The following is a 23,153-nucleotide window of genomic DNA, read 5'->3' as shown; positions in this document are numbered from 1 at the left end:
CCGGCTTCGCGGGGCTGGCGTCACGTCAGTGCTTCGCTTCGCCTCCGACGGTCGCGCGCTTCATCGATTTCATCGTGCCCCAGTCATCGATATGGGCATATTCGACGACTGCGCTTGCGGGTGCGGTCGAGACGCCCTGCAGCGGAAATTCGGTCACGTCGCCGGGCCGCACGAAATTCGGTTTCAGTTCCTGCTTTCGGCCGCCGACGTCGACGTTGACGGCACCGAGATTCACGACATACGGCGTCGGATTGGACGCCTTCAACACATAGCCGTGGCCGTCGCGCTGCGGCGCGATCTGCCATTTCAGCTGTTCCGACGCGGCCTCGGCGCTGCCGGGCAGCCCGTTCGGACGGTACATCACTTTGATACGCGACCTGAACGCGAGCTGGATCTTGTTCGCGGCTTCGCCGTCGGTCGCCTTCGGCGGCACTTCCAGCACGTTGAGCCAGTACAGCGATTCGCGATCGGCCGGCAACGATTCCTCCGCCTTGATCAGCCGCAGCGACTGCCCCTTGCCCGGATCGAGACGGAACATCGATGGCGTCAGCACGAACGGCACCGTGATCTGGTCGGGCGCTTCCTTTTCGTTGCCGGTATCGATCCATGTCTGCACGAGCGCGGGTGCGTTGCCGTCGTTCGTCAGGCGCACGGTGACTTCGCTGCTGTCGCCAGGGAAAATGACGCGTGTGCCGGTAATCACCACGCTGGCATGCGCGGCGCTGGCCCACATAGTCGCGCACAACGCAAGCGCGGCCGCTCGCTTCGGTAGCCTCCAGTTCATATGTTCATCCTGTTTGGTGAGCCGTGCAGGTGGGCATTCGGGATAAAGCCGCCTGACACGAGGTTGACCAGGAAAAGGGTACCGCCCGGCGAACGCCTGGCGGCAGTGCCGGCATTACTGATAGTCCAGCGAGTACTGGACGCGCGTATTCGCGGAGCCGGCGCTTGCCTTGCCGGTCGCGTGGTACTCGGCGAAGTACTGCAGCGTTGCGCCACCGTCCGTCATCGTGACGGCCTGCGAGTTCTGGTTCGCGCCCGGGGAGCCCGCCATGATCGGCTGCTGCTTGTCGTTCAGCAGGCCGATCTGGACGTTCGCCGCGACGGTGTCGCCCGTGCCGGCCGATACGAGCTTCAGGCGGCCGGTGCCCGAATCGACCGTGTCGCCCGGTTCGAACACGGTCGACACTTTCGTCGAATCGCCCGAGCACCCGCTCAGCACGATCGAGAACGGCGTACGGCCGGCGGAATCGCCTGCGGCCCCGAGCGCGCTCGCCGAGACCGACGGCAGCTTCACGGTCATGTTCTTGCTGCCCGTCGCGCCGCCGCCTGCGCTGATCGTGCAGGTAGTCGACAGCACCTTGCCGGTGAACGCGATTTCTCCGTCGGCGGCCATGGCCGGCGCCATCGTCGCGACTGCGGCCACGGCTGCTGCGGCTTGAACCATACGTGCGATGCTGAATTGTTTTTGCATGTGGAAATCTCCAAAGGGTGATTTAAAAAAATGACACCACTCCGATCGACACTGACAATCCGGAAGAGGTGCGAGCAGTTCGGTTATTATTATTTCCTTTCTTCGCGCTCTTCGGCATATGACACGAACGAATCGAAGCCACAATCGCCTCGTACAAGTACGAAACTCGCATCATGCTCACGCGGCTTTTGAAGCATGGCAGCGAAACAGCCAAGAATGTTAAATGATTTAAAAATCGCTTCCACTCCGGGTTGATCGTGGTGGAATCCATTTGACATCGCGTTATGGCAAGAGCGAAACGAACGTTCTATCGCTAACGCGGCAAGTTCGGCGGGATATATGCGGCCGATGGACGTCGGCAGGGAGAGTTGGAATCGAAGGGTGAGCGGCCCAGGCGCTCGCTAGCTGAAGGAATGCGGCTCGTCGTTGACCTGAAGGAAATCGATCGAAAAGAGCCTGCAGAAGAGAGCCGTCGCGGCGGGTTGCCCCGAGTACCGGCGATTCGTCCTGCATACCCGGGTACCGATCGAGTTCTGATCGACTCGTGTCGATCGGAACTCGATGCGGAAAACGTAGAACCTCGCTCAAGCTGCACGAATTGATATAACGCGAGAGGATATTATTGATAATCAAGCAATATCAACGCGCCCGCAGATACCGATCCGCCTTCAACATTGGCCTCTGTTTGAACATACTCGGCAAGCAATGGAATGTCGATGCGAGGCGCCCCCTCTTTATACGGCGATTGAATCGATCTGTTGAAGGGGATCGGGGCACGGGAATTTGCATCAGTCAACTTGACACCTACGCCACGCGCAGTGGCCTCAGGCCGCAACGCCAATGCTCCCGGGATGCCACTTATTTCGCCATTTATCGGTGAAATCAGATATCCGACCCTATTATATCCGGACGGGCAATTGACGAGAGGTATTGAAAATGGCGTCGCCCCCGTTGTCGACCCCACACCTCGAAAACTCGTGCGAGACACATCCGGTAATTTGATGGTCTGATTGGGGACGGAGCACGTTCCGTCGATGAAGCTGACGTCTACCGCAAATGAGATAAAAGTAAAATCGGTTGTAATAATACTCGTTTTATACGATATGCTGAAGTAACGATTTAATGACCCAGGATTCAACGATCCGTTTTTTGGAGTGCGACTATCCCGGAACAGTTGAACCTCGATCGAATTATAAACTGTTTTTTTCAGCGTATTCGTTAGCGGCACGCCATCTAACAGTACACGCGTCGACAAGCCGTCAACCGTTGTCTCAAGATCCGGACCAGATCGCGAGCCGAGAAATGATCCTTTATTGTATAAGTAACTCGATGTTACTTCGCACGTCGCCTTGCCACAAAGCTCTTGGGGAGTAAAATAATGACGCGCAATTACTGTACCGACTGCGGTGCTTGACGGAACGGAAATTCTACTGCCGCCAAATGCCGTCAGCTTAGGTTCCGCATTTGAAATACCCGGCAATAACGCACTCGCGAACAATGCGAACCTTATCAATATTACAAATCGAGATGTCTCGATAATGCGCACTCCGCTCTTTCGTGCGCACAACAGCCATCTCATATGAAAAACCACCGACGATATGACCCTTGTCGCGGCCATACATCGAAGCACTTTAATATTTAACAAAACAAAACCTCCGGCAAACGGTGGATAAGCGTCCGGACGATATCGGGATCTGAAAGATGCACACATGCTAAGTGCACGACGCGCGATGAAAAATAGGACAAGTACGAATCATCATGTATTCCATATCTGACACGTCCGTAACTTTTGTGTTTCAGTGCTGCTTTTTTATCACGCGACCCGGAGTGACCATCGTTATTTCAGGGGCGGGGCGTTCGAAAAGCATGGCAATGCTGCACTTCCCGCCAAGGCGAATCTCAGGAAGAAAATGTGGACCAGGGTGTTCCCGCCAAAATCGCGTGTCTTTGGTGCGCACACACGGCAATCTCCGCGGAGGGAAGCCATTGGCAAAAAGTCCGAATAGGACAAGTGCTAAACCGTTGAGAATACATATCTGACACGTTCGGAATTTGTATATTCGATAACCGTTGTCGACCGAATCAAGGCATAGTTGCGAACAGGTATCTCACATTGCATTGATATGTTGGAAATGCAAAGAATGAACGCCCGTGTCTTTCGTGCCAAATGTTTTCCCATCCTTGCAATAGATGCGACGAGCTCGATGCGAGTTCCTCCGTTGTTGGCCGCTGCCTTGATACTGAGTGGAACGCGGCCCGAGCGCCCCGCCGCCCTTCGAGACGCGCTCAGCGCTGTACCGCATTTCGACGCGGATCACTCGAATCTCGACGACACGCTCATCCACTCACGCGCGAGCCCAGTACGCAGAACAATCTCGAGGTTGCGAGCGGCACGCGGCGCTCATCGCGTGGCAGTGCGCGCCGCGGTGGCCTCGCATCAATCTCGCCCGGCTGATATTTCGTCAATCGCCAGAGTCTGTTTAGCGCATTTCATGCATCGACCGTGCGCACGCCGCACGGCAGCGCGAAACAGGCAGGGGAATCGCTACGCACAAATTTCTCATTGGATATAGCTGGTGTCGTGACGACCCTGACTACTGCGGAATGTGGGCGCATATCTCCCGCCAAGCACCGTCTCTATTCGTTGTTGCCTATCCGTATAGGCAAGCTCGTCATTCATCCGAGGCCACATGACAGAAATTGCCATCGCGCTTGCAGACGATCATCCCGTGGTGCTCAAGATATTGATGAGTCTTCCTCATTACGATGCGGCCTTTCGCATCGCGCATGTCTGCAAGGACGGGGTTGCATTGATCGATGCGTTGACGGAGAAGCCCACTGATCTCGTGATTACCGACTTCACGATGAGGCAAGGTACCCGGTCCCTCGACGGCATTGCCTTGCTAAGCAAGCTTCGCCGTGTAGCGTCGAATTCGAAGTGCCTGTTGTTCACGGCACAAACGAATCGGGCCGTTTTCGTCACGGCATCCCGCCTTGGCGTTGCCGGCATGATCAGCAAGGAGGACGACTTTGCAGAAGTCCTTCGTGCGTGCCGACATCTTGCCGCGGGCGGCACGCACTACCTTTCGCCGACAGTCCGGGAAATTCTCGGCCGGGAACAGATGGTCCCATACGGGGCCGGAGGAAAACTGACGCAGAAGGAACTGGATGTCGTTCGCCTATATGTATTGGGGCGCTCATTGATCAGCATTTCGGTCCAACTGGGCCGCTCGGTCAGCACGGTTTCTTCCCAAAAATCGTCAGCAATGCAAAAGCTTCAGGTGACGAGCAACGTCGATCTCATTCGATACGCGTACGAGAGCGGGCTGATTTGACCATGCGGCGACGCTTCACTTGTAAATGATGGTGAACGTCGCCGAACCATTGGCGGTTCCGGGCCTGGCCGAGGCGCCGGTCTGCATGTAACGGGCCGCCAACGGCACCGACAGGCTTGACGACGATGCAAGGTCACCCACTTTCCAGGGTGTGCCAATCGGTACCGGCAGATTGTCGCTTCTGAGCAGTTGAATACCCACACCCTTCGCCGTGCTTGACGAGGAGAGCGACAACACGCCGTTGGACGCATCGACCGAATTGCCGTCCAGCATCAGGCTGACCCCGAAGTTGCCCGCAACGCCGGTGTCGCAACGCAAACCGATAGAAAATCCCTTGGCAGCCGACGTCGACCCCATTCCAGAACCCAAGCCCGACGACGTGCTGAGCTTGTTGGCACCCAGATCGACGTAGACAGAAGGCGTCGTCGTCGTGCATGTGGTTGGCTGAAACGAGATTTTGTCGAAACCGAGCGTAATGAAACGCGCCGAGTCCGAGTACGCCATGTCCGACCCGCCGATGAGCACGCTCAATACGGACAGAACCGGAAAATCGGTCGGCACGGACGGAGTCGGCCCGATCTTGACAAGTTCCAGATCCACTGTTGCCTTCACGGTCGTCTCGCCCCACGGCGCGATCGACTGCGCCATCGGAAACGACGCGAGACCGTGCCCTCGATTTCCGTTATAGGTGACGAACAATGCGAGGCCGTTGGCAATCAGTTTAGGGTCGTCCATCCATCGATACAGTGTCGCCGCGACCGCAGCCGTGCCAGGCACCGGCAGAACTTTCTTGCACGTCGCGGAAATCTGGATCCCGGTCTGGCGCCAGAGCACCGAGTTGATGGGCGCGTCCGACGATATCTTCAACGACTCCGGGAGCCGTGCGAGCCCGCCCGAAGATGAGGGGATGCACGTCGCCAGTGCTGCGTGCGCGACGCCTCCGCTTATCGCGGCCAGCAACACGCCGGCGATCGCTCTCGCCAGTACGGCTGCAAACCGGCCTTGCGTTCGAGCACGGGCTTTTGATTTCATCTGTTGCCATTCCATCATGCCTTTTCCTTCAATCATTTATACGCGCCCGATGTGCCCGGCGCGGCGGCGCTTCCGGGCGACTTCTCCAATTCGCACGGTGCGTCGATCCGCTCGATGCCGGTGAGCTTCGCCCGCTCGTCGAGCGGCGGCAACGCCACTTTGATCGAGCATTTCCACTCATCGGCGCGGCCCCACTTCACTGTCAGCGTGTCGCTCGCTTGAGTCAGGCGTGCGTAGATCTGTCCGCCCTGCGACACCATCCCGACGCCGTTGCCTTCCGCATCGAAAACCGGCGCGCCGAACGGCAGCGCCGAGCCGTCCGACACGGGTGCGTGAATCAGCAGCGCGCGCCCCTTCACGGTCGGGTAGCGCAGCATCACGACAGCGCCCTGACGCGGCGCGACCTGCTGGCTCGTCATCTGCAGTTCCACGTCGGTCGGCAGCCCCTGCGGATCGATCTCGATCTGATTGATCCGGTACGGATTCAGATACGGCACGACTGCATAGCCGCGCGGATCCAGCTGGACGCCGCCATAGCCGGTCACCGCCGCGCCGCCAGCCGCGGGCGCAGCGACGACGGCCATGGTGTCGGCCGCATAAGGCGTCGCCGTCACGCCGTCCGGATGCGCGACGATCGCGCCGCCGAGACCGAGCGACCCCGATCCGTAGCCGCTGCCCTTGCCGAGTGCGCCCTGGACCGTCGCGTACGGCGTCCGGTACTGGCCGGACACGTTGCCCGAATACGTCGCAGCCGCTTCGCGAGCAGCAGACACCGAATAGCTGCCTTCGTTGCGCGCGCCGACGACACCGGTCGCAGTCGCCATCGACGTGAAGCCGTTCTGGCTGCTGCGCGTCGCGTTGATCGTCAGGCGCGGCGCCTGCACTTTTGGCCCGAGCGGCATCGACACGGTCAGCATGTACTGCGTGTCGAGGTCACCCCCGACCGTGCGGGAGCGATTCGCCGAAAGGCTGTAGTCGAACGCGCGATAGCGGTTGCTGTATCCGATCTGGAACTGCGTGTCGGTGCCGCCACGCGACCAGTAGTTCTGCGTGTAGCCGCTCAAGTACACCTGGCCACCTCGTTCGCCGAATCGCTGAGACGCCGTGACCGACACGCGGTTGCGGGTGCGCCACGACGGCAGCGCGGCCGCGCCGGTCAGGTTGCGCTTCGTGTTGTCGACGAAGTGCAGCGCATTATTGAAATCCAGATAGCCCGACGACGAGAAACGATAGGCGGCCACCGACAGGTTGCTGTTCGTTGCCTCGATCGTCTTGCTGAGCGTGACGCGCATGCTCGTCCCGTGCATCCGCTGCCCGTTCGACGACGTGAACGCGCCGGACACGTCGACGGCCATCGCGCCGATCGGCGTATTGAACGCGCCGCCCGCGAGCAGGTTCTGATAATGCTCGTTCGCCAGGATGCCGCCGTACAGCGTCAGCAGATTGTTCACGCCGCGCGCATAGGTTGCCTGCACGACGCGAGGCGTGTACGACAGATCCATGTTTCGCACGGTGCCCGCGATCACGCTGAAGCGGCTCCTGCCCGGACGCAGCGACTCCGCGACCGACGCATAGGGCACCTTGAACCTGCGCTCGCTGCCGTCCGCCTCGACGACGGTCACGTCGAGATCGCCGCCATAGCCGGTCGGATAAAGATCGTCGATCACGAACGCGCCGGGCGGCACCGACGTGTCGTAGATCACCGCACCGCTCTGACGCACCGTCACGCGGGCGTTCGTATTCGCGATGCCGCGCACGACGGGCGCGTAGCCGCGCTGCGAGTCGGGCCACATCCTGTCGTCGGTCGCGAGCTGCACGCCGCGAAACGCGAACGTGTCGAACATCGCCCCTGACGTATATGCATCGCCAATCCGGATCTGCGCGGTCAGCGAGGTCAGGTCGCGCTGTACGTAGGTGTTGGTGACGGTGTAGTGCCGGCCTTCGCGCTGCTGCCAGTTCAACGCGCCGTCGTGACGGACATACCAGCCGCCGACGTTGACGCCCGAATTCAGGCCGACATACGCGGCGCTGGTGCCCAGCCCGTGCGAGACGGTCCGGTACAGGTTTGCGTTGTAGCTGACGAAGCCGGCCGTCACGCCGGCGTCCCAGGCGGATGGATCGACGTAGCCGCGCGCCGTGCGGCGCAGCAGCGCCTGCGGGATCTGGACCTCGAGCCGCGCGGCGGACGCATCGAACGACATCGATGCGCCCGGCAGCAGGTCTTCCAGCGATGCGCACGCGGCCGGATCGTCGAGTGTCGCGAGTATGCCGGGCGGTATCCGTCCGGTATCGGCGCCGAACTTTTCCAGCAAGCGCCGGCCGATGCAGACCTGCATGACGTCGCGACGCACTTCGCGCACCGTCACGTCGTCGCGACCGAGAAGCGTCCCGTTCAGGTAGAGGTCGGCACGGTACTGGCCCGGCCATACCGGATTGCCGTTTTCGTAGCGGGACAGGTCGATTTCGTTGCCCTGCCCGGACTGGACGAGATCCGGATTGAACTTGACGGGACCCGCTAGCGGTTCGACAGCCGGGCCCTGTTCATCGACGCGCGGCTTCGGTTCGCTGGTGGATGCCGGTTCGCTTGCCGCCGCCGCGAACGGCATCGTCGAACAGGCAAGCAGCACGAACGCATAGGATCGGCGCAGAGCAGGCGCAGGTTGGCCTGCCAATGCCGGCATTGCACGACGGACGCATTCCATGGAATTCGCTCCAATGACTCGAATTGACTGCGATGCCTTCAGGGTCGAGCCCGGGCGAGAAAGATGCGGGATCGCCGCACGTTGCGCGTCGCGTCGCACCTGAAACGCATCGGGATTACGGCGCGGCTTCGAGCACTGCATCCCATTTCACGTCCGTGCCGAAGTCATTGATCGTCGAATAGTCGAGCCGTGTACCGGGCGGGATGTCCGGCGCCGGCGAATCGAGCGCAAACGAATGCGATTGTCCGGGAGCGATCATGGCGCTCTCCGTCGTCGAATGGATACGGCCGCCGTGCGCCGCGCGCGCCGACAGCACCGTGACATTGAATGCGGACGGATTCGTCACGCGCAACGCACGGCCTTTGCCATCCGGCGTTGCAGCCAGCGACCATTTCAGCCCCTTCGCCGCAGCAACCGCGCCGTCCGCTTCGAGACCTGCCGGCCGGAAAAACAGCTTGATCCTCGAACGGAACGCGAGCTGCAACGCGGTAGTCGACTCGGTTTCCTCGACCTTCGGTGGAATCTCGAGCACGTTCAGCCAGAACACCGATTCGCGATCTTCCGGAAGCGGGTCGTGCGTATAAACGATCCGTACGGTCTGCCCCTTTCCGGGATCCATGCGGAAAACGGGAGGCATCAGCACGAATGGCACTTTGGCCGCACCCGGCCGCGACTGCAGGTCGCCGTCGTCAAGCCATGCCTGGACGAGAACGGGGCGTGCGCCGTTGTTGTCCATCTTGACGGAAATTTCACGCTTGTCGCCCGGGTAGATCACGCGCGTACCGGCAATGACGACGCTCGCCGCAGCCGACTGCGACAGACACGCGAGTGCGAAGAAGGCGCACATCGCCTGACGGAGAGAAGGAGGCAGAATTGAAAACATCGTTCGTTTGGCGCTCTGGAGGAAATGCCGCGAACGGCATTTCCTGCGACACGGCAACGACGGGAATGACATTCCCGCCGGCCGATATCGGTTTGCCGGGCAGCGCGAACGGTGAACGAATCGCGACTGCCCGGCCTCCTGGTGATTAGAGGTAGTCGATCGAGTAGGTCACCGAAGTGCTCACGGCACCTGCGGTCGTCTTGTCCTGCGCGTAGTACTGCGCGTGGTACGTCATCGTGGCCGCGTTGTTCGCGATCAGCGCCGGACGCCCGTTCCGCTGGCTGACGTCACCCGCCTTCAGAGGTTGACGATCCATGTCGAGCAGTTGCACCGCAACGTTGGAGGCAGCGTTATTCGGCGCGCGGTTGAACAGCGTGCCGTCGACACCGTTCACGTTCGGACCCGCCTCGAAGAACATGCGAACCCCCGTGCCGGCGTTCGCGCAATTGCTGAGCGCGACCGAGAAGGCCGTCGTGCCCGCCACTGCCCCCTTCGAAGAAAGCATGCCGGCGCTCACGCTCGGCAACTGGACCGTACCGTCCTTGTTGCCGTTGTTCACCTTGATGTCGCACGTCGCACCGCTCAGCGAACCAGTGATGGTGACCGTGCCGTCATATGCCAGCGCCGTTACCGGTGAAACCGCAGCCCCAAACGCCATCACCGAGGCAATCGTCATATGCTTGATCATTGTGTTGCTCCAATATTATTGATTGAAAAATTAAATCTCTCAGATGCTTCTTGACAACTACCACCTTGCCCTGCATAACACTTCATCGATCAGTATTTCTAAATACATGGAACACCATTTTTCAGAAATTCCGACGCAATGAGATGTGAAGCGGCGCCTAGCTCATCGGCCCAACGAGCGTGACGCCAGCGATCCGATAGTCGAGATAGTCGAAATGGCGGCGACCGCTATCGCAATACCGACTACGGTCACGAATTTTCCGATGGCTTCCACCGCGCCCGTCTGCCCATTGCCGGCCGGGAACGGATTGACCCAGGGTTCGGAAGGCTTGCTCGGTCGGATGAGGTTGTTGATCCAGTCCATCACGGCACTGGTCGACAGGCCGCCCGACACGGCCCTGCATTCCATACTGTTCAAATCACGCATGATTCACCATTTGATCGAGTTGAAACATATCGGGCACCACCGACTGCGCGTGGCGCAGCACTGTGGTTGCCGATCGACTCCGGGATTAGCAACTCCGAACCACGTTCGATCACTTCGGCGTCGGCGACAGCCAGTCGAAGATGCTTTCCATCAGCGTGTTGAAGACCTTGAGCGTCTGCGGCGCGTCGTTGATCAGCCCGTAGGTGACACCGCCGACGAGGCCGTACACAGCACCGACGACCATGCCGGCTGCACCGCTGATGAGGCCGACCCCAACTATGCCCCCCTGGGCGCCACCCACCACGGCGCCCTTGGCCGTGGCCGAGATGATGCCGGCGATCCCGCCGAGAAAACCCGCACCCAACCGGCTTGCCAAGCTGCCGCCGCTTACCTCGTTGATTTCCATCATGGTCAATTCACGCATCTATGCTCTCCTTGAGTTGCGTGTCGCCGATCGTCCTGGGCCGGATCGGCATCGGCCATCCCGCCACGCGGCGGGGAATCCTCTCGTGAGGCTATGCAGGAAGTGCGTCGGGCAATACGCCGGTCTCCATTTCACTCGCGCCACCCTGCGCGAGCCGAATGACCCGATCCGCGCTTCGAATGGTTTCCGGCCGGTGCGCGACGATGATCCGCGTGATGTTCATCGCCCGAACGGCATCGTTGATCAGCCGCTCGCGCTCGACGTCCAGATGGCTCGTCGCCTCGTCGAGGACCAGAATCGACGGCTTCCGATAGAACGCGCGCGCGAGCAGCACGCGCTGGCACTGGCCGCCCGACAGCGACGAGCCCATGTCGCCGACGAGGCTCTGGTAGCCCATCGGCATCGCGACGATGTCGTCGTGGATCTGCGCGAGCCGCGCGGCTTCCTCGATGCGCGCGTGGTCCGGTTGCGGGTCGAAGAAGCAGATGTTGTCCGCGATCGAACCGGCGAACAGGATGTCGTCCTGCATCACGCAACCGATCAGCTCGCGATGCCGATGCAACCCGAGCTTGCGGATGTCGACGCCGTCGACGAGCACGCTGCCTTCTTCCGGTGTCAACAACCCAAGCAGGAGCTTCGCCATCGTGGTCTTGCCCTGTCCGGACGGGCCGACCAGCGCGACCGATTCACCGGGCGCGATCGAGAATGAGCAGCCGTCGAGCACCCACGGTTCGGTCTCCGCGTAGCGGAATCGCACGCCGCGCACGTCGATCGCGGGCGCCTTCGGGTTCTCTCCGTCCACAGCCGGCGACGCGGCTTTCGCTTCCATGTCGGGTTCGGCGTCGGTCAGCACGATATCGGCGAGACGCTCGCCGTGCAGGCGCAGCATCCGGAAATCGATCAGCGTGCCGATCAGCCCGGCACCGCGCGCCATGAACTGGTCCGCGAAACTGATGAATGCAACCAGCATCCCTGCCGAGAACTGCCCGTCGAGCACCTGCTTCGCGGCCAGCCACACGAGCACGACGCGGCCCGCGCCGGAGATCGTGCCCTGCAGCGTCGAGAAGCCGATCGACAGCCGTTCGATCGCGACGTGCTTGTTGGTGGTCTCGACAACGGCATTCGCGTAGGTGGCGACACGCGCCTCCTGCTTGTTCGCGAGCTTGATCGCCTGCACGCCGCGAATCGATTCGAGCAGGTTCGACTGCGCGCGCGCCGCATAGACGATTTGCTCCTCGTTCGCCTGCCGGAACGGCAGATACGCAATCCAGCGGATGACACCGTACGCGGCGAACAGCCCGAGCACGAGCCACGTCAGCGTCGGGCTGTAGACGAACAGCATCGCGAGCGTGACGATCGCCATCGCGCCGTCCAGCAGCGCGCCGACGAACTGCGTGGTGAGCGTGCTCTGGATCGTGTTGATCGCACCGAACCGCGACACGACGTCGCCGATGTGGCGTTGCTCGAAATACGTCATCGGCAGCCGGAACAGGTGCGCGCAGACGTTTGCGGTCCATTGCACGCCGAGCAGGCTCGAGAACCACGTGACGACCCATGAGCGCAATGCCGTCACCGCGTTCTGGAACAGCACGACGAGCAGGAAGCCTATGCCGAGCACGGTGAGCAGGTCGGCGTCGGCCGACACGAGCACCTGATCCATCACCCACTGCATGTAGAACGGCGTGACGATGCCGAACACCTCGAGCACGATCGACAACAGAATCACCTGCGCGAACGCCGCGCGGATGCCCGAGACGCTGCCGACGAGCTTCGCCATCGAGATCGATTCGCGGCCTTGCGCACGCGTGAACGACGGCGACGGCATCAGCTCCAGTGCGACGCCCGTGAAGTGGTCGGACACCTCGGCGAGCGGCACGTCGCGCACGCCGCGCGCGGGATCGTGAATCGTGATCTTGCCGCGCGACACCGACTTCAGCACGACGAAGTGGTTCATGTCCCAGTGCAGGATGCACGGGCGGCGCAGCTTGCCGAGCTCGTCGAGCTCCAGGCGCAGCGCGCGCGACGCGAGGCCGAGCCGGTACGCGATCAGCATCACGTCGTTCAGCGTCGCGCCCTTCAGCGACGGGCTGAAGCGCCGGCGCAGGCTGACGAGGTCGAGGTCGTGGCCGTAAAAGCTTGCGACCATGCCGACGCACGCAAGCCCGCACTCGGCTGCCTGTGTCTGCAGCATCACAGGCAAGCGGCGGCGCCAGCCGAATTGCAGGGCATCCATCCATTTCATCGTTCAGCGGGCTCCGTCATCGATGCGCAGTTTGTGCAGGTGCAGGTGCAGGTGCAGGTGCATGCTCATGCCGACACCCGGCGGCCAAGTGCGTACAGCGGTTCGAGCACCCACTCGATCAACCGTCGCTTGTCGATCAGTACGTCGGCCTCGAGCGCCATGCCGGGGCGCAGCGCTTCGCGCTTGCCGTACGCATCGATGTCCTGGCGATCGAGCGCGACGACCACCCGATAAAGTTGCTCGGGCACGTTGGCGCGCCCCGTGAGGTTCGCGACTTCCTGCGGCGACAGCGCCGTGCGCGACACCTCGGTCACATGGCCGAACTGCTGGCCGAATTTCTGGAATGGATAAGCCTCGTAGCGCAGCGCGACGCGCGCGCCGACCCGCACGAAGCCGATTGCGCGGCTCGGCACCATCAGTTGCGCCTCGAGCTGCGCGCCTTGCGGCAGCAGCGACACGACCGACTGGCCAGCGTTGACGACCTGGCCGGGCTTCGCGAGCAACGCGGCGACGACACTGGCCTGCGGCGCGCGCAGGATCACCGCGCGGCGCGCCTCGTTCTCGGCGAGCGACTGGCCGACATCGGCGAGCTTGCGTTCGATGTCGTTCTGCTGGGTGCGCGTGCTAAGCGGCAACTCGCGCAACTGCTGGCGGATCTGATCGAGCTGCTGCTCGACGTCGAGCCGCTGGCGCGCGAGATCCTGCAGCCGCGCCTGCGCGTCGAGCAGCGCGGCTTCCTGCTGTTCGACCTGGCTGTTCGACGCGTAGCCTTGTTCGCGCATGGCCTGCAGTTTGTCGAGCTGCCGGTGCGCAAGCTCGATCTGGCGCGTGCGCTGGGTCTTCTGCAACGCGATTTCCGCAAGCTGATCGTTCAGCGCCGAAGCGCGCGCCTGCAGCCCGCGCTTCGCCTCGCCGCTCAACTGGAGCTGGCTCGTGAGATCGGTCTCGAGGCGGGCACGCTGCAGCTTCAGTTGTTGCGCGACCATCTCGCGCGTCCCACCAAGCTCGGTGGCGACTTCGGCAGAAATCGCCATCAGCTCGGCGCCAGCGGCGACGGCCTGCCCTTCGCGCACACGCATGTCGATCACGGTGCCCGTCAGCGGCGGTGCCACGGTCATCAACCCCGTTGCAGGCAGAAGCTGGCCGGCGACGCGCTCGCGCTTCGTGTAGGTGCCGAACACGAAGAACACGATCATTGCGAGCGTCGCAGCCACCGCGATAGCGATCATCAGCCAGCGCCACGGCGGCGAGTACAGACTGACGGTGCCCATCAGCTTGTGCTTGGTTGCGTCGAGCGCCTCCTGACGGAACAACGAATCAGTCATGAGCCGTCACCGGGAAAAACGAATGCGAGAAAGAGAAATGGCGCATGGTCAGCCAGCCGTGCGGCATGCAATCGCGGCGACGTCGGCTTCGCCGAGCGTGCCAAGCGCGGCGGACAATTGCAGCCGCGAACGCAGATAGCGATAGCGCGCTTCCGCCAGATCGCGGATCGCCTCGAAATAGCGCTGCTGCGCGTTCAGTTCGTCGATCTGCGTGCGCAACCCGACCTCGCGGCCGACGCGCGTCGAACGCACCTTGCTGTCGGCCGACTCGAGCGCGCGCTCGCGCGCGCGCATCAGCGCAACGCCGTTCGTGATACCGAGATAGGCGGTGCGCGCGTGCTCGCGCGCCTTGCGGCGCGCATCCTCGAGCGCGTCGCGTGCCTGTGCGCGGCGGCGGTATGCTTCGCGCCCCGCCGATAATTGACCGCCGCCCGCGAACAGCGGGATCGTGACCGTCACGCCGATCACCGACGAGCGTGTTTTCGACGTCGTGCCGAACAATTCGTCCAGCCCGTTCTCGTTGGCGCCGCGGCTCCAGTTCGTGCCGTAGCTCGCCTGCAGGTTGACGACCGGCAGGTTCGCGCCAGTCGCCGCGACAACGTCGGCCTGCGCCTGCTCGGTCTGCTTTTCGGCGATCCGCACGTCGACGTTCTCGCGCGCGGCTTCGTCCATCGCAGCCGCGAGATTGACGGGCGGTGCCTGCGGCGTGCACTGCCAGGCGATCGGTGCGATATCGTCGGCGGACAGGCCCGTGAGCCGATGCAGCTTGCCGCGAGCGACTTCGAGATCGTTCTGCGCGCCGACCTTGCGTGCAAGCGCGTCGTCGAGGTTCGCGCGTGCTTCGTCGACGTCGGTGCGCGTGCCATCGCCGATCCGCAGCGCGGCTTGCGCCTGGTCCAGTTGCCGCTGGAATGCCTGCCGCGCGGATTCGGCGGCCTGCAGCACCTCGTTGCCGTACAGCACGTCGAAATAGGCATCCGAAACGTCTTCGATCAGCGTCTGACGCGCCTTGTCGAATTCGACGTCGGCCTGATCGGCGAGCGACCCGCCACGCTTGAAGTCGGCGATTCTCGACATGTCGAAGATCGGTTGCGTGATGCTGGCCGATACACTGTGGCGGCGGACTGCGGCCGCATACGACGCGGTCGGCTGGTCCTGCTTCGTGTAGTTGCCGTCGATCTGCGCGCGCGGCAGCAGCCCCGCAAGACCCTGCCAGCGCTTTTCCCGCCCTGCAAGCCGGGCGTTGCGCGCGGCCGCGATACCCGCGTCGAAACGCGAAGCGGCGTCGACGGCGTCGAGCAGGTCTGCGGCCTGCGCGGGCCATGCAGCGCAGAATGACGCGAGAACAGCCATCAGCAGGAGGAAGCGTTTGAAAATCATCTGCGTCAATGCGCGGTCATCCGACCGCTGCGGACCGGAAAAATCGTGATGTTCCGAAAGGCGCTGATTATGCTGAAGTATCCATCCCCGGAATATCGCCGTTCGTCCAAAAATGGGCCGACATGTCATAGGGAATTGCGTCCGCTCCGTCGGCGAATAGATGATCCACCGCATCAACTCCATAACGATCCTGATCAGAATGAGTCGTAGCACTTGCGCGACGCATGACGAGCAAGTGAACGTTTTGATGGTCATGCATCGACAAAGATATGGGACTGACGGTAAAGAATCGGCCCGCCGTTCAGACCAGTCCCATCATTCATTACCGTTGCGTCACGGCCATGCGGCGAGCAGTTCGCGCGCATGGCGTAACCGTCCCGAACGATGGGCACTGCGGAACACGTCGGATGAGCAGGCTGTTTGCTCATCGAGCCGCGATGTCGTGCCGGAGTGTTGACTGCAGCAGGCGCTTGCCGCCTCTCTGTCCATCACTCCGTAATCCGTACGTGTTCTTTGAGAAGCAAGGGCACACTGATCTGATCGCCTTGCGGGGGCGCAGGCCGCGACCGCTTCGCCTGTTCGGCTTCCCAGTTCGCCAGCTCGCTCCGCATCGCTCGCAGCGTCTCGCCACATGGCCAATCATCGCCGCATGCTTGCGGCCGTACCGGCGCGGCAGTCAGCTTCGGAACGCGTTCGGCACGCTTTTTCGGGCTCGCAGGCACTGCTCGCACGGGCCGCGTCCGGACCGCGCGACGTTCGTCCGCTCGCGCGTCGTGCGCGTCGTGCGCGTCGTGCGCGTCGTGCGCGTCGTGCGCTTCGTGCGCGTCGTGCGCTTCGTGCGCTTCGTGCGCTTCGTGCGCGTGCTGGTGCGCGGCTGGTGGCGGCGGCACGGCTGGTTCGACGGGCGCGTTCTGCGCGGCAGCGTCCGGCAATACAATCGGGTCACGGTGCCCAGTCCGGCCTCGTTGCTCGACTGGTGCAACCGTCGCACGCACGCCAGCGGTCCGGCCCGAGAACGCCCCCGTTCCAGCCAGCGTCACACCGAGACACAGCACCAGAGCCGCGCCGAATACCACGCCGCCCGCCGCAGCCCATGCGATCCGGCTGCGGCGCACGCGCGGGCGGGCCCACGCCAGATTGTCGTGCCCGAAATCGGCCGCGCGCATCCTCCTTCGTTTCGCGCCGCACGGCTCGACCGCCCTCCACGCGACAGGCCCGTCCGCCAGATGCGAGGCGCGCTTCGACAGCCGCGCGAACACGTCGACACCGCCGTGCCGGAAACCATACGGAGGCGGCAGATAGGAGGCTGGCAGGCGTACCGGCGGCCCGTACCAGATCACGATCGATTCAACATCCATGACTTTCTCCACTGTGCAGCCGTCGCCGGGCGATGCACGCCAGCCGGCCAGCGCGAAGCACGGCGCGTCACCCTTCGCGCAGCCAGCGGACGAGCATGCCCGCCGACGCGTAGCCGCGCAGCGTCGCCGCGTATCCGTCGAACCGATACGCGACTTCGCTGACGCGATTGTTGTAGTAGTCGTTCTCGGCGATCAGCACGTCGAGCAGCGAGCGTCGCCCGAGGTGATACCACTGATCGAAAAACGCGCTGCGCACGCGGTCCGACTCCGCGGACAGATCGCGGTACTGGTCTGCGCGTGCGCCGAAAGCGCGGGCGTCCTGGTCGGCGCCGCGCACCTGATATTCGAGATCGAGGCGTGCCTGCTCGACCTGGCGCCAGCCGGCCAGCGCGCGGTACGTGGCCGCGTCGGTCGCCGCCGTCGCGGCGCCGCCCGTGAACGCATCCCATCTCAGCGTGAGCATCGTCTGCCACGGCATCCTGCGTCCGATCGCGTCGCGGCCCGTGTTCGTGCTGACGACCCAGTCGAGACGCGGTTTCGACGACGCGCGCACCGCGTCGCGATTGAGATCGGCGGCGCTCGCCTCCGCGCGCGCCTGCTGGAGACGCGGACTCTCATCGAGTGCCGACATCAGGCGCTCGAGGTTGCCGGGTCGCAGCGGCCAGCTCGCCGCCAGCGGAACCGGCATCGGCAGCTCGCCCACCAGCTTGCGCAGATTCAGCTCCGCGTCGCGGTACTTCGCGAGTGCCGCGTCGCGGCTCGCCTGCGCCTGCAGCAGCCGCGCCTTCGCCTGCGTGAGCTCGCTGCCGCGGCCGCGATCGACGTCGACGATCTCGTCGAGCATGCCCACGAGACGCGTCATTCGATCGACGAACTGCTGGCTCAGCGCCGCGACGTTGCGTTGCTTCGCGAGCTCGACGAGCGTGCTCGACACCTGGTACGCGGAATCTTCCATTTGCGCGACATAGCGCTCCTGGTTCGCGCTCGCGAGCTCGCGGCGGCTGCCGATCAGCTTCTCGGTGCGCCCCCAGTCGAACAGCGTCGTCGTGAGGTCCGCGCTGACCGAGTTGCCGGGATCGTAGCCGATGCCCGCATTCGGGCCGAACTGCGCGGAACGCGTGCGGCCGCTCAGTTGCAGTTGCGGCCAGCGTGCCCCCTTGACCTGATCGACATCCGACTGCGCGGCCTGGTATTCGGCGTACATCCTTCGCACCTGCGGGCTGACGTCGACGGCCGCCTCCGCGGCGACGTACAGGAAATTCCGCACGTCGGCCTCGGTAGCGAGCGGCTGTGCAGTCCGTTCGACACGCACGCCCTGCATACCCGGTACGTCCGGTACTCGCCGCGCATCGGGAGCGATGCGCGCCGGTTCGCGAGCCGACACCGCATGCACGACCTTCGGCATGCCGTTGGCGCCATTGCCGTCCACAACCGCTTGCCCCGCGAACGCGACGATCGGCATCGCAGCCGCGATCGCGGCCGCCAGCGGCGCAAGCAGTCTCGGTCGTGCGATGCCATGTGCAAAATATCGAAGACGGCTCATGTCAACGCTCCCGGAAGGCCTCGCGGGCCTTGAAGATCGGCTTCAGCAGATAGTCGAGCACCGTCTTCTCGCCGGTGCGGACGTCGATCGTCGCCTGCATCCCCTGCTGAATCGGCAAGCGCTGGCCCGCGACGTCGAGCGCGTTCGAATCCGTCTCGACCATCAGCCGGTAATACGTCGCATCGGGCCGCCCCGCCGCCGCGCGCTGCTCGTCCTTCACCGTGTCGGGCCCGATGCTGACGACACGCCCGTGCAGGCCGCCGTAGATCGCATAGTCGTACGCGCTTATCTTCACGAGCGCCGGCAGCCCCGGCCGCAGGAACGCGACGTCCGACGGCTTGATGCGCGCTTCGACCAGCAATGTGTCGTCGACGGGCGCGATCTCCATGATGTGTTCGCCGGGCTGCACGACCGCGCCGGACGTATGGATCCGCACGTTCTTCACGATGCCGCGCATCGGCGCGACAACGTCGGTGCGTGCGAGCACGTCGGCACGGCCGACGAGCGACTCGTTCGTCTGCGCAAGCTCCGGCTCCAGCCGCGTCAGTTCCGCGGCAGCATCGGCGCGATACCGATTCCGCCGCTCGACGATCTGCGCGTCGAGGTCGGCGGCCTGCCGCCGCATGCGCAGGATCTCGACTTCCGAAATCAGGCCCTTCGCCGCCAGCGGTTCCGACATCGCGAGCTCGCGCGACACGAGCGCCCGGCTGCGCGACAGCGCGGCAATCCCTTCGTCCAGCACGCGCCGGCGCGCCTCGTAGGCCTTCGTCTCCTGACGAACGAGCACCTGATCGCGCTTCACGTCGCCCGGAAACGCGAGCGGCACGCCGTACGCCTCCGCACGCAAGCGCGCGATCGTCGCCTCCAGGCCCAGCGCCTTCGATCGCAGTTCGCGGTAACTCGATTCCGCACGGGTCGGATCGATCTTGGCCAGCAGTTGCGCCTGCTCGACGAGTTCGCCTTCGCGCACCGCGATTTGCCGGACAATCCCGCCTTCGAGACTCTGGACGGCCTGCTCGCGGCTTTGCGACACGACCGTCGCCTCGCCGCGCGTGATTTCCTCGACGCGCGCGAAATGCGCCCATGTGATGCCTGCGACCAGCACCGCCGCGACCACGTACAGCACGGTTTGTGCGCCGGCAGACGAGCGCACCAGCAGCGCTTCGTGCACATCGTCCATGAACGCCGCGTCCTGAGCCGACAATTTGGGTTCGCGGGTGCGCCAACGGAGTTTCGATCGGATGCTCATTGTCCGACCTCCTCGGCTGCCACCGCAGCGGAGCGCTCGGTCATCCGAATGGGGCGCATCGACGCGCCCTGCCCGCCGTGCGCGGCAGCCGCCGCGCCAGTTGCCGGTTGCCCCGTCAGTGCCGCTAGCACCTGCGCCTTCGGTCCGTCCATCGCGATCTTGCCTTGATCGACGACCACGATGCGATCGACGAGCGACAGCAGCGACGTGCGATGCGTGACGACGACGAGCGTCTGACCGGCCATCGCATGACGCAAGTGCTCGATGAACAGCGTTTCGGTCTGCGTATCCATCGCGCTGGTCGGCTCATCCAGCAGCAACGCGCGCGGCGTGGCGAGCAGACTGCGCGCGAGCGCGACGAGCTGCCGCTGGCCGCCCGACAGCTCGCTGCCGTTTTCCCCGACCGGCAGGCCGACGCCGAGCGGATGACGGGCAGCAAGCTCGTCGAGCCCTGTCAGCTTCAGCACGCGCAACAGCTCGTCCGTCGTCGCGTCGGGGCGGGCAAGCATTACGTTGTCCCGCAACGAGCCGTAGAACAGGCGGCTGTCCTGGCCGACGTGGCCGAACGTCTTCCGCCAGTCCGCCGGCGCGATTTGCTCCGCATCGAGGCCGTCGGCGAGCACCTTGCCCGCGGTCGGCCGGTAGAGGCGCGCGATCAACCGCAGCAGCGTCGACTTGCCGCTGCCGACCCGGCCCAGTATCGCGATGCGCTCGCCCGGCCGGATTTCGATCGAAATGCCCTGCACGACCGGCGGAGATTGTTGCAGCGACGTCGCCGGATAGGAAAACGACACGTCGTCGAGCTTCACGTGGCCCGTCAGCGTCGGGCGGGCGAGATATTCCCGCTTGGCGTCGTGATCGACCGGCATCGCCATCAGCTCGTTGAGCGAACGCAGCGCGGCCTTCGCCTGCTGGAAACGCAGCGCGAGACCCATGACCTGGCCGAGCGGCGCAGTCGCGCGGCCGGCGAGCATCACCGCGCCGATCAGCGCGCCTTGCGTGAGCGTGCCCGCGCCGATCAGGTAAACGCCCGAAACTACGATCGCGACGGTCTGCATCTGCTGCAGCCACGACACGATGCACGTCGCGACGCTCGACAGCTGGCGCGAATGCATCGACGACGCAGCAGCCTTCGCGCTGAACGTGTCCCAGCGATGCCGCATCGCGCCTTCTCCGCCGACGGATTTCAGCGTTTCGAGCCCTTCGATCGACTCGATCAGCACGCCCTGCTTCAGCGACGCTTCGCGCAGGTTCTCGCGCATCGCGCGCGCGAGCGGCCACTGGACGATCACGCCGATGCCGACGATCAGCGGGATCATCATCAACGGAATCCAGCCGAGCGGGCCCGCCACCGCGAAGATCACCGCGACGAACAGCAGGACGAACGGCAGATCCGACACGGCGGAAAGCGTCGCCGACGTCGCGAAATCGCGCACCGATTCGAACTCGCGCAACCGGTGCGCGAACGAGCCGGCGGACGCCGGGCGCTGCTCCATCCGGATCGACAGCGCCTGACGGAACAGCAGGCTGCCGAGCACGAGATCGGCCTTCTTGCCGGCCGTATCGAGCACGTGCGCGCGCACGTGCCGCGATACGGCTTCCAGCAGCATCGCCAGCGCGACGCCGATCGCGAGCGACCACAGCGTGACGTACGCCTCGTTCGGCACCACGCGATCGTAGACGTTCATCGTGAAGAACACGCTCGCGAGACCGAGCACGTTGATCAGGAATGCGCCGAGCGCCGCGCTCGCGTAATAGCTGCGGTAGCGCCACAGCGTGCGCAGCAGCCAGTGGCCGGCCGGTTCGGGCAGCGGCTCGCCGTCGCGGGCGTCGGCTTTCGCGCGCGGCTTGACGAGGATCACGTAGCCCGAGTACGAGTCATCGATCTCGTCTTCGCCGCATTCGACGGGACCGTTCCTCATTTCGGGCATTACGGTCCGGTACACGACGCGCGTGTCGCTCTCGCCGGATTGCTCGATGCGCCTGCCGAGCAACACGCATGCGCTGCCGTTACGACGCAGCAGCAGCACGGGCATCAGGTGGTCGGACAGAAGCGACAGTTTCCGCTCGACCAGCCTTGCCGAAAAGCCCGCCTGCGCGAGCAGTTCGAGCGCGAGCGACGGCGTCAGCAACGCGGACATCGCGAGGCCGGCGGTGAGCGCTTCGCGCGTGCGGCCTTGTCCATAGTGATCGCAGAGCCACGAAGCAGCGTCCAGCAGGCTGTCGCGGCCGAGCGTTTCCGGCAAGGCTGTTTCGCCGTCCTGCCGGATCGTGTCATTGAGGGTTCTGGTGTTCATGTCGTAGATCGTCAAGTGCTCGCCTGACGCTTCGCAGTGAATGCCGCAGGCGTTGGCATGGGCGCCGGAAATACTCACAGCGCGCGATCGAGGCTGCCGTTCAAGCCGTGGCGATGTTTCAGCCGTGTCGATCTCGGTCCCGCAGTGACGAATCGTTTTCTTTACGATTCTTCACACTGCCGACCATTCAGTGCGGAGTATTTGTCCGGTCGTCGAAAGACATTGACTTTACGGACTGGATACGCAATGAGATATCTGAAAAGTACGGAATCGCGTCCGACCCGCATCGGACAAGAACGAATCCATGGAAGTCGGCTGCATAGGGATGCGTGCCGGACGTTGAGCGTCGACGCGCGTGCCGCGTCGACGATGCAAGCAGATCGCCTGAGATCGGTGGCGGCTTGGCGGCCGAATCAGCACGGCATGCCGCGATGTCCCGCACGACGCAATGCGCGTCTTGCGGGACAGCAATCGTGACGACGGGTCAGACGAGCTGCGTCGTAACGGCCGACTGCACCAGCAGTTCCACGTTCAGGGCCGCGTTCTCATAGACGACGTAGGTCATGCCGTTAACGGCGACCATTCCCTGATTGCTCCAATGGCCTGCATCGAAACCGGCCATGCCCGACAGCTCGACGCGATCTCCCGAGTTGCCATTCACCATCAACTGGGTATGGCCGTCGGCACGGAACAGGTTTTCGTGGCCCAGCTCCAGTACGTCGCTCATCGACAACTTCAGCGTGTTGTTGCCCGTACCCGTGATGTCGATGATCTCGATCGACGAAAGCTTGCTGG

At 63.5% G+C, this 23,153-nt stretch carries 17 protein-coding genes and 1 pseudogene; 1 reads left to right on the top strand and 17 read right to left on the bottom strand.

Going from position 1 to position 23,153, the window contains the following annotated elements; translation table 11 throughout:
* Positions 1–25: 25 nt before the first annotated feature.
* The 3 genes from ACV22Z_RS34520 to ACV22Z_RS34510 all read right to left on the bottom strand — a co-directional run bounded on the left by ACV22Z_RS34520 (position 26) and on the right by ACV22Z_RS34510 (position 3,020).
* Positions 26–784 carry a fimbrial biogenesis chaperone gene (locus ACV22Z_RS34520; RefSeq protein WP_448080732.1) on the bottom strand — a complete coding sequence of 253 codons (759 nt, stop codon included), beginning with the start codon at positions 782–784 and terminating at the stop codon, positions 26–28.
* 114 nt (positions 785–898) lie between these two features.
* Positions 899–1,447 (bottom strand): fimbrial protein, encoded by a 549-nt coding sequence (locus ACV22Z_RS34515; RefSeq protein WP_448080756.1) that lies wholly within the window; start codon positions 1,445–1,447, stop codon positions 899–901.
* Positions 1,448–2,093: 646 nt separating this feature from the next.
* On the bottom strand, positions 2,094–3,020 hold the full coding sequence (locus tag ACV22Z_RS34510) for a fimbrial protein (RefSeq protein WP_448080731.1): 927 nt from the start codon (positions 3,018–3,020) through the stop codon (positions 2,094–2,096).
* A gap of 1,144 nt (positions 3,021–4,164) precedes the next feature.
* On the opposite strand from ACV22Z_RS34510, the gene ACV22Z_RS34505 reads away from it, so the two are divergent.
* Positions 4,165–4,809: a response regulator gene (locus tag ACV22Z_RS34505; protein ID WP_448080730.1), complete on the top strand. Its 645-nt coding sequence runs from the start codon at positions 4,165–4,167 to the stop codon at positions 4,807–4,809.
* Positions 4,810–4,824: 15 nt separating this feature from the next.
* On the opposite strand, the gene ACV22Z_RS34500 is transcribed toward ACV22Z_RS34505, so the two are convergent.
* From ACV22Z_RS34500 to ACV22Z_RS34435, 14 genes and pseudogenes are all read right to left on the bottom strand, one after another.
* Positions 4,825–5,877 carry a fimbrial protein gene (locus ACV22Z_RS34500; protein ID WP_448080729.1) on the bottom strand — a complete coding sequence of 351 codons (1,053 nt, stop codon included), beginning with the start codon at positions 5,875–5,877 and terminating at the stop codon, positions 4,825–4,827.
* Positions 5,874–8,543, bottom strand: coding sequence for a fimbria/pilus outer membrane usher protein (locus ACV22Z_RS34495; RefSeq protein ID WP_448080728.1), 2,670 nt, complete (start codon positions 8,541–8,543; stop codon positions 5,874–5,876). Before ACV22Z_RS34495 ends, ACV22Z_RS34500 begins: the two co-directional genes overlap by 4 nt.
* A gap of 115 nt (positions 8,544–8,658) precedes the next feature.
* Positions 8,659–9,390 carry a fimbrial biogenesis chaperone gene (locus ACV22Z_RS34490; RefSeq protein WP_448080727.1) on the bottom strand — a complete coding sequence of 244 codons (732 nt, stop codon included), beginning with the start codon at positions 9,388–9,390 and terminating at the stop codon, positions 8,659–8,661.
* A gap of 181 nt (positions 9,391–9,571) precedes the next feature.
* Positions 9,572–10,114: a fimbrial protein gene (locus ACV22Z_RS34485; protein WP_448080726.1), complete on the bottom strand. Its 543-nt coding sequence runs from the start codon at positions 10,112–10,114 to the stop codon at positions 9,572–9,574.
* Positions 10,115–10,276: 162 nt separating this feature from the next.
* A complete protein-coding gene (locus ACV22Z_RS34480; RefSeq protein ID WP_448080725.1) occupies positions 10,277–10,540 on the bottom strand; it encodes a hypothetical protein in 264 nt (87 codons plus the stop codon).
* A 109-nt stretch (positions 10,541–10,649) separates the two neighbouring features.
* Entirely contained in the window at positions 10,650–10,964 is a 315-nt protein-coding gene (locus ACV22Z_RS34475; protein WP_448080724.1) for a hypothetical protein, read from the bottom strand.
* Positions 10,965–11,055: 91 nt separating this feature from the next.
* Positions 11,056–13,197 carry a peptidase domain-containing ABC transporter gene (locus ACV22Z_RS34470; RefSeq protein WP_448080723.1) on the bottom strand — a complete coding sequence of 714 codons (2,142 nt, stop codon included), beginning with the start codon at positions 13,195–13,197 and terminating at the stop codon, positions 11,056–11,058.
* Positions 13,198–13,271: 74 nt separating this feature from the next.
* A complete protein-coding gene (locus tag ACV22Z_RS34465; protein ID WP_448080722.1) occupies positions 13,272–14,531 on the bottom strand; it encodes an HlyD family secretion protein in 1,260 nt (419 codons plus the stop codon).
* Between the two features lie 48 nt (positions 14,532–14,579).
* On the bottom strand, positions 14,580–15,911 hold the full coding sequence (locus ACV22Z_RS34460) for a TolC family outer membrane protein (RefSeq protein ID WP_448080721.1): 1,332 nt from the start codon (positions 15,909–15,911) through the stop codon (positions 14,580–14,582).
* A gap of 488 nt (positions 15,912–16,399) precedes the next feature.
* Positions 16,400–17,251: a hypothetical protein gene (locus ACV22Z_RS34455; RefSeq protein WP_448080720.1), complete on the bottom strand. Its 852-nt coding sequence runs from the start codon at positions 17,249–17,251 to the stop codon at positions 16,400–16,402.
* An 85-nt stretch (positions 17,252–17,336) separates the two neighbouring features.
* Complete coding sequence (locus tag ACV22Z_RS34450) at positions 17,337–18,812, bottom strand: TolC family protein (RefSeq protein WP_448080719.1); 1,476 nt, start codon at positions 18,810–18,812, stop codon at positions 17,337–17,339.
* Position 18,813: 1 nt separating this feature from the next.
* On the bottom strand, positions 18,814–19,992 hold the full coding sequence (locus ACV22Z_RS34445) for an HlyD family type I secretion periplasmic adaptor subunit (protein WP_448080718.1): 1,179 nt from the start codon (positions 19,990–19,992) through the stop codon (positions 18,814–18,816).
* A 65-nt stretch (positions 19,993–20,057) separates the two neighbouring features.
* Positions 20,058–22,358, bottom strand: coding sequence for a type I secretion system permease/ATPase (locus tag ACV22Z_RS34440; protein ID WP_448080717.1), 2,301 nt, complete (start codon positions 22,356–22,358; stop codon positions 20,058–20,060).
* Between the two features lie 484 nt (positions 22,359–22,842).
* Positions 22,843–23,153 (bottom strand): annotated as a pseudogene (locus ACV22Z_RS34435) (hypothetical protein); the annotation flags it as partial.

The sequence above is a fragment of the Burkholderia sp. PU8-34 genome (assembly GCF_053427725.1).
This window is presented reverse-complemented; position numbering and strand designations above follow the sequence as displayed.

Bases quoted from the DNA above. Each gene is read 5' to 3' on its own strand.
- ACV22Z_RS34505 (WP_448080730.1), top strand. From the start codon at position 4,165: ATGACAGAAATTGCCATCGCGCTTGCAGACGATCATCCCGTGGTGCTC.
- ACV22Z_RS34470 (WP_448080723.1), bottom strand. From the start codon at position 13,197: ATGGATGCCCTGCAATTCGGCTGGCGCCGCCGCTTGCCTGTGATGCTG.
- ACV22Z_RS34465 (WP_448080722.1), bottom strand. From the start codon at position 14,531: ATGACTGATTCGTTGTTCCGTCAGGAGGCGCTCGACGCAACCAAGCAC.
- ACV22Z_RS34520 (WP_448080732.1), bottom strand. From the start codon at position 784: ATGAACTGGAGGCTACCGAAGCGAGCGGCCGCGCTTGCGTTGTGCGCG.
- ACV22Z_RS34490 (WP_448080727.1), bottom strand. From the start codon at position 9,390: ATGTGCGCCTTCTTCGCACTCGCGTGTCTGTCGCAGTCGGCTGCGGCG.
- ACV22Z_RS34445 (WP_448080718.1), bottom strand. From the start codon at position 19,992: ATGGACGATGTGCACGAAGCGCTGCTGGTGCGCTCGTCTGCCGGCGCA.
- ACV22Z_RS34515 (WP_448080756.1), bottom strand. From the start codon at position 1,447: ATGGTTCAAGCCGCAGCAGCCGTGGCCGCAGTCGCGACGATGGCGCCG.
- ACV22Z_RS34485 (WP_448080726.1), bottom strand. From the start codon at position 10,114: ATGATCAAGCATATGACGATTGCCTCGGTGATGGCGTTTGGGGCTGCG.
- ACV22Z_RS34500 (WP_448080729.1), bottom strand. From the start codon at position 5,877: ATGATTGAAGGAAAAGGCATGATGGAATGGCAACAGATGAAATCAAAA.
- ACV22Z_RS34480 (WP_448080725.1), bottom strand. From the start codon at position 10,540: ATGCGTGATTTGAACAGTATGGAATGCAGGGCCGTGTCGGGCGGCCTG.
- ACV22Z_RS34495 (WP_448080728.1), bottom strand. From the start codon at position 8,543: ATGGAATGCGTCCGTCGTGCAATGCCGGCATTGGCAGGCCAACCTGCG.
- ACV22Z_RS34460 (WP_448080721.1), bottom strand. From the start codon at position 15,911: ATGATTTTCAAACGCTTCCTCCTGCTGATGGCTGTTCTCGCGTCATTC.
- ACV22Z_RS34475 (WP_448080724.1), bottom strand. From the start codon at position 10,964: ATGCGTGAATTGACCATGATGGAAATCAACGAGGTAAGCGGCGGCAGC.
- ACV22Z_RS34440 (WP_448080717.1), bottom strand. From the start codon at position 22,358: ATGAACACCAGAACCCTCAATGACACGATCCGGCAGGACGGCGAAACA.
- ACV22Z_RS34450 (WP_448080719.1), bottom strand. From the start codon at position 18,812: ATGAGCCGTCTTCGATATTTTGCACATGGCATCGCACGACCGAGACTG.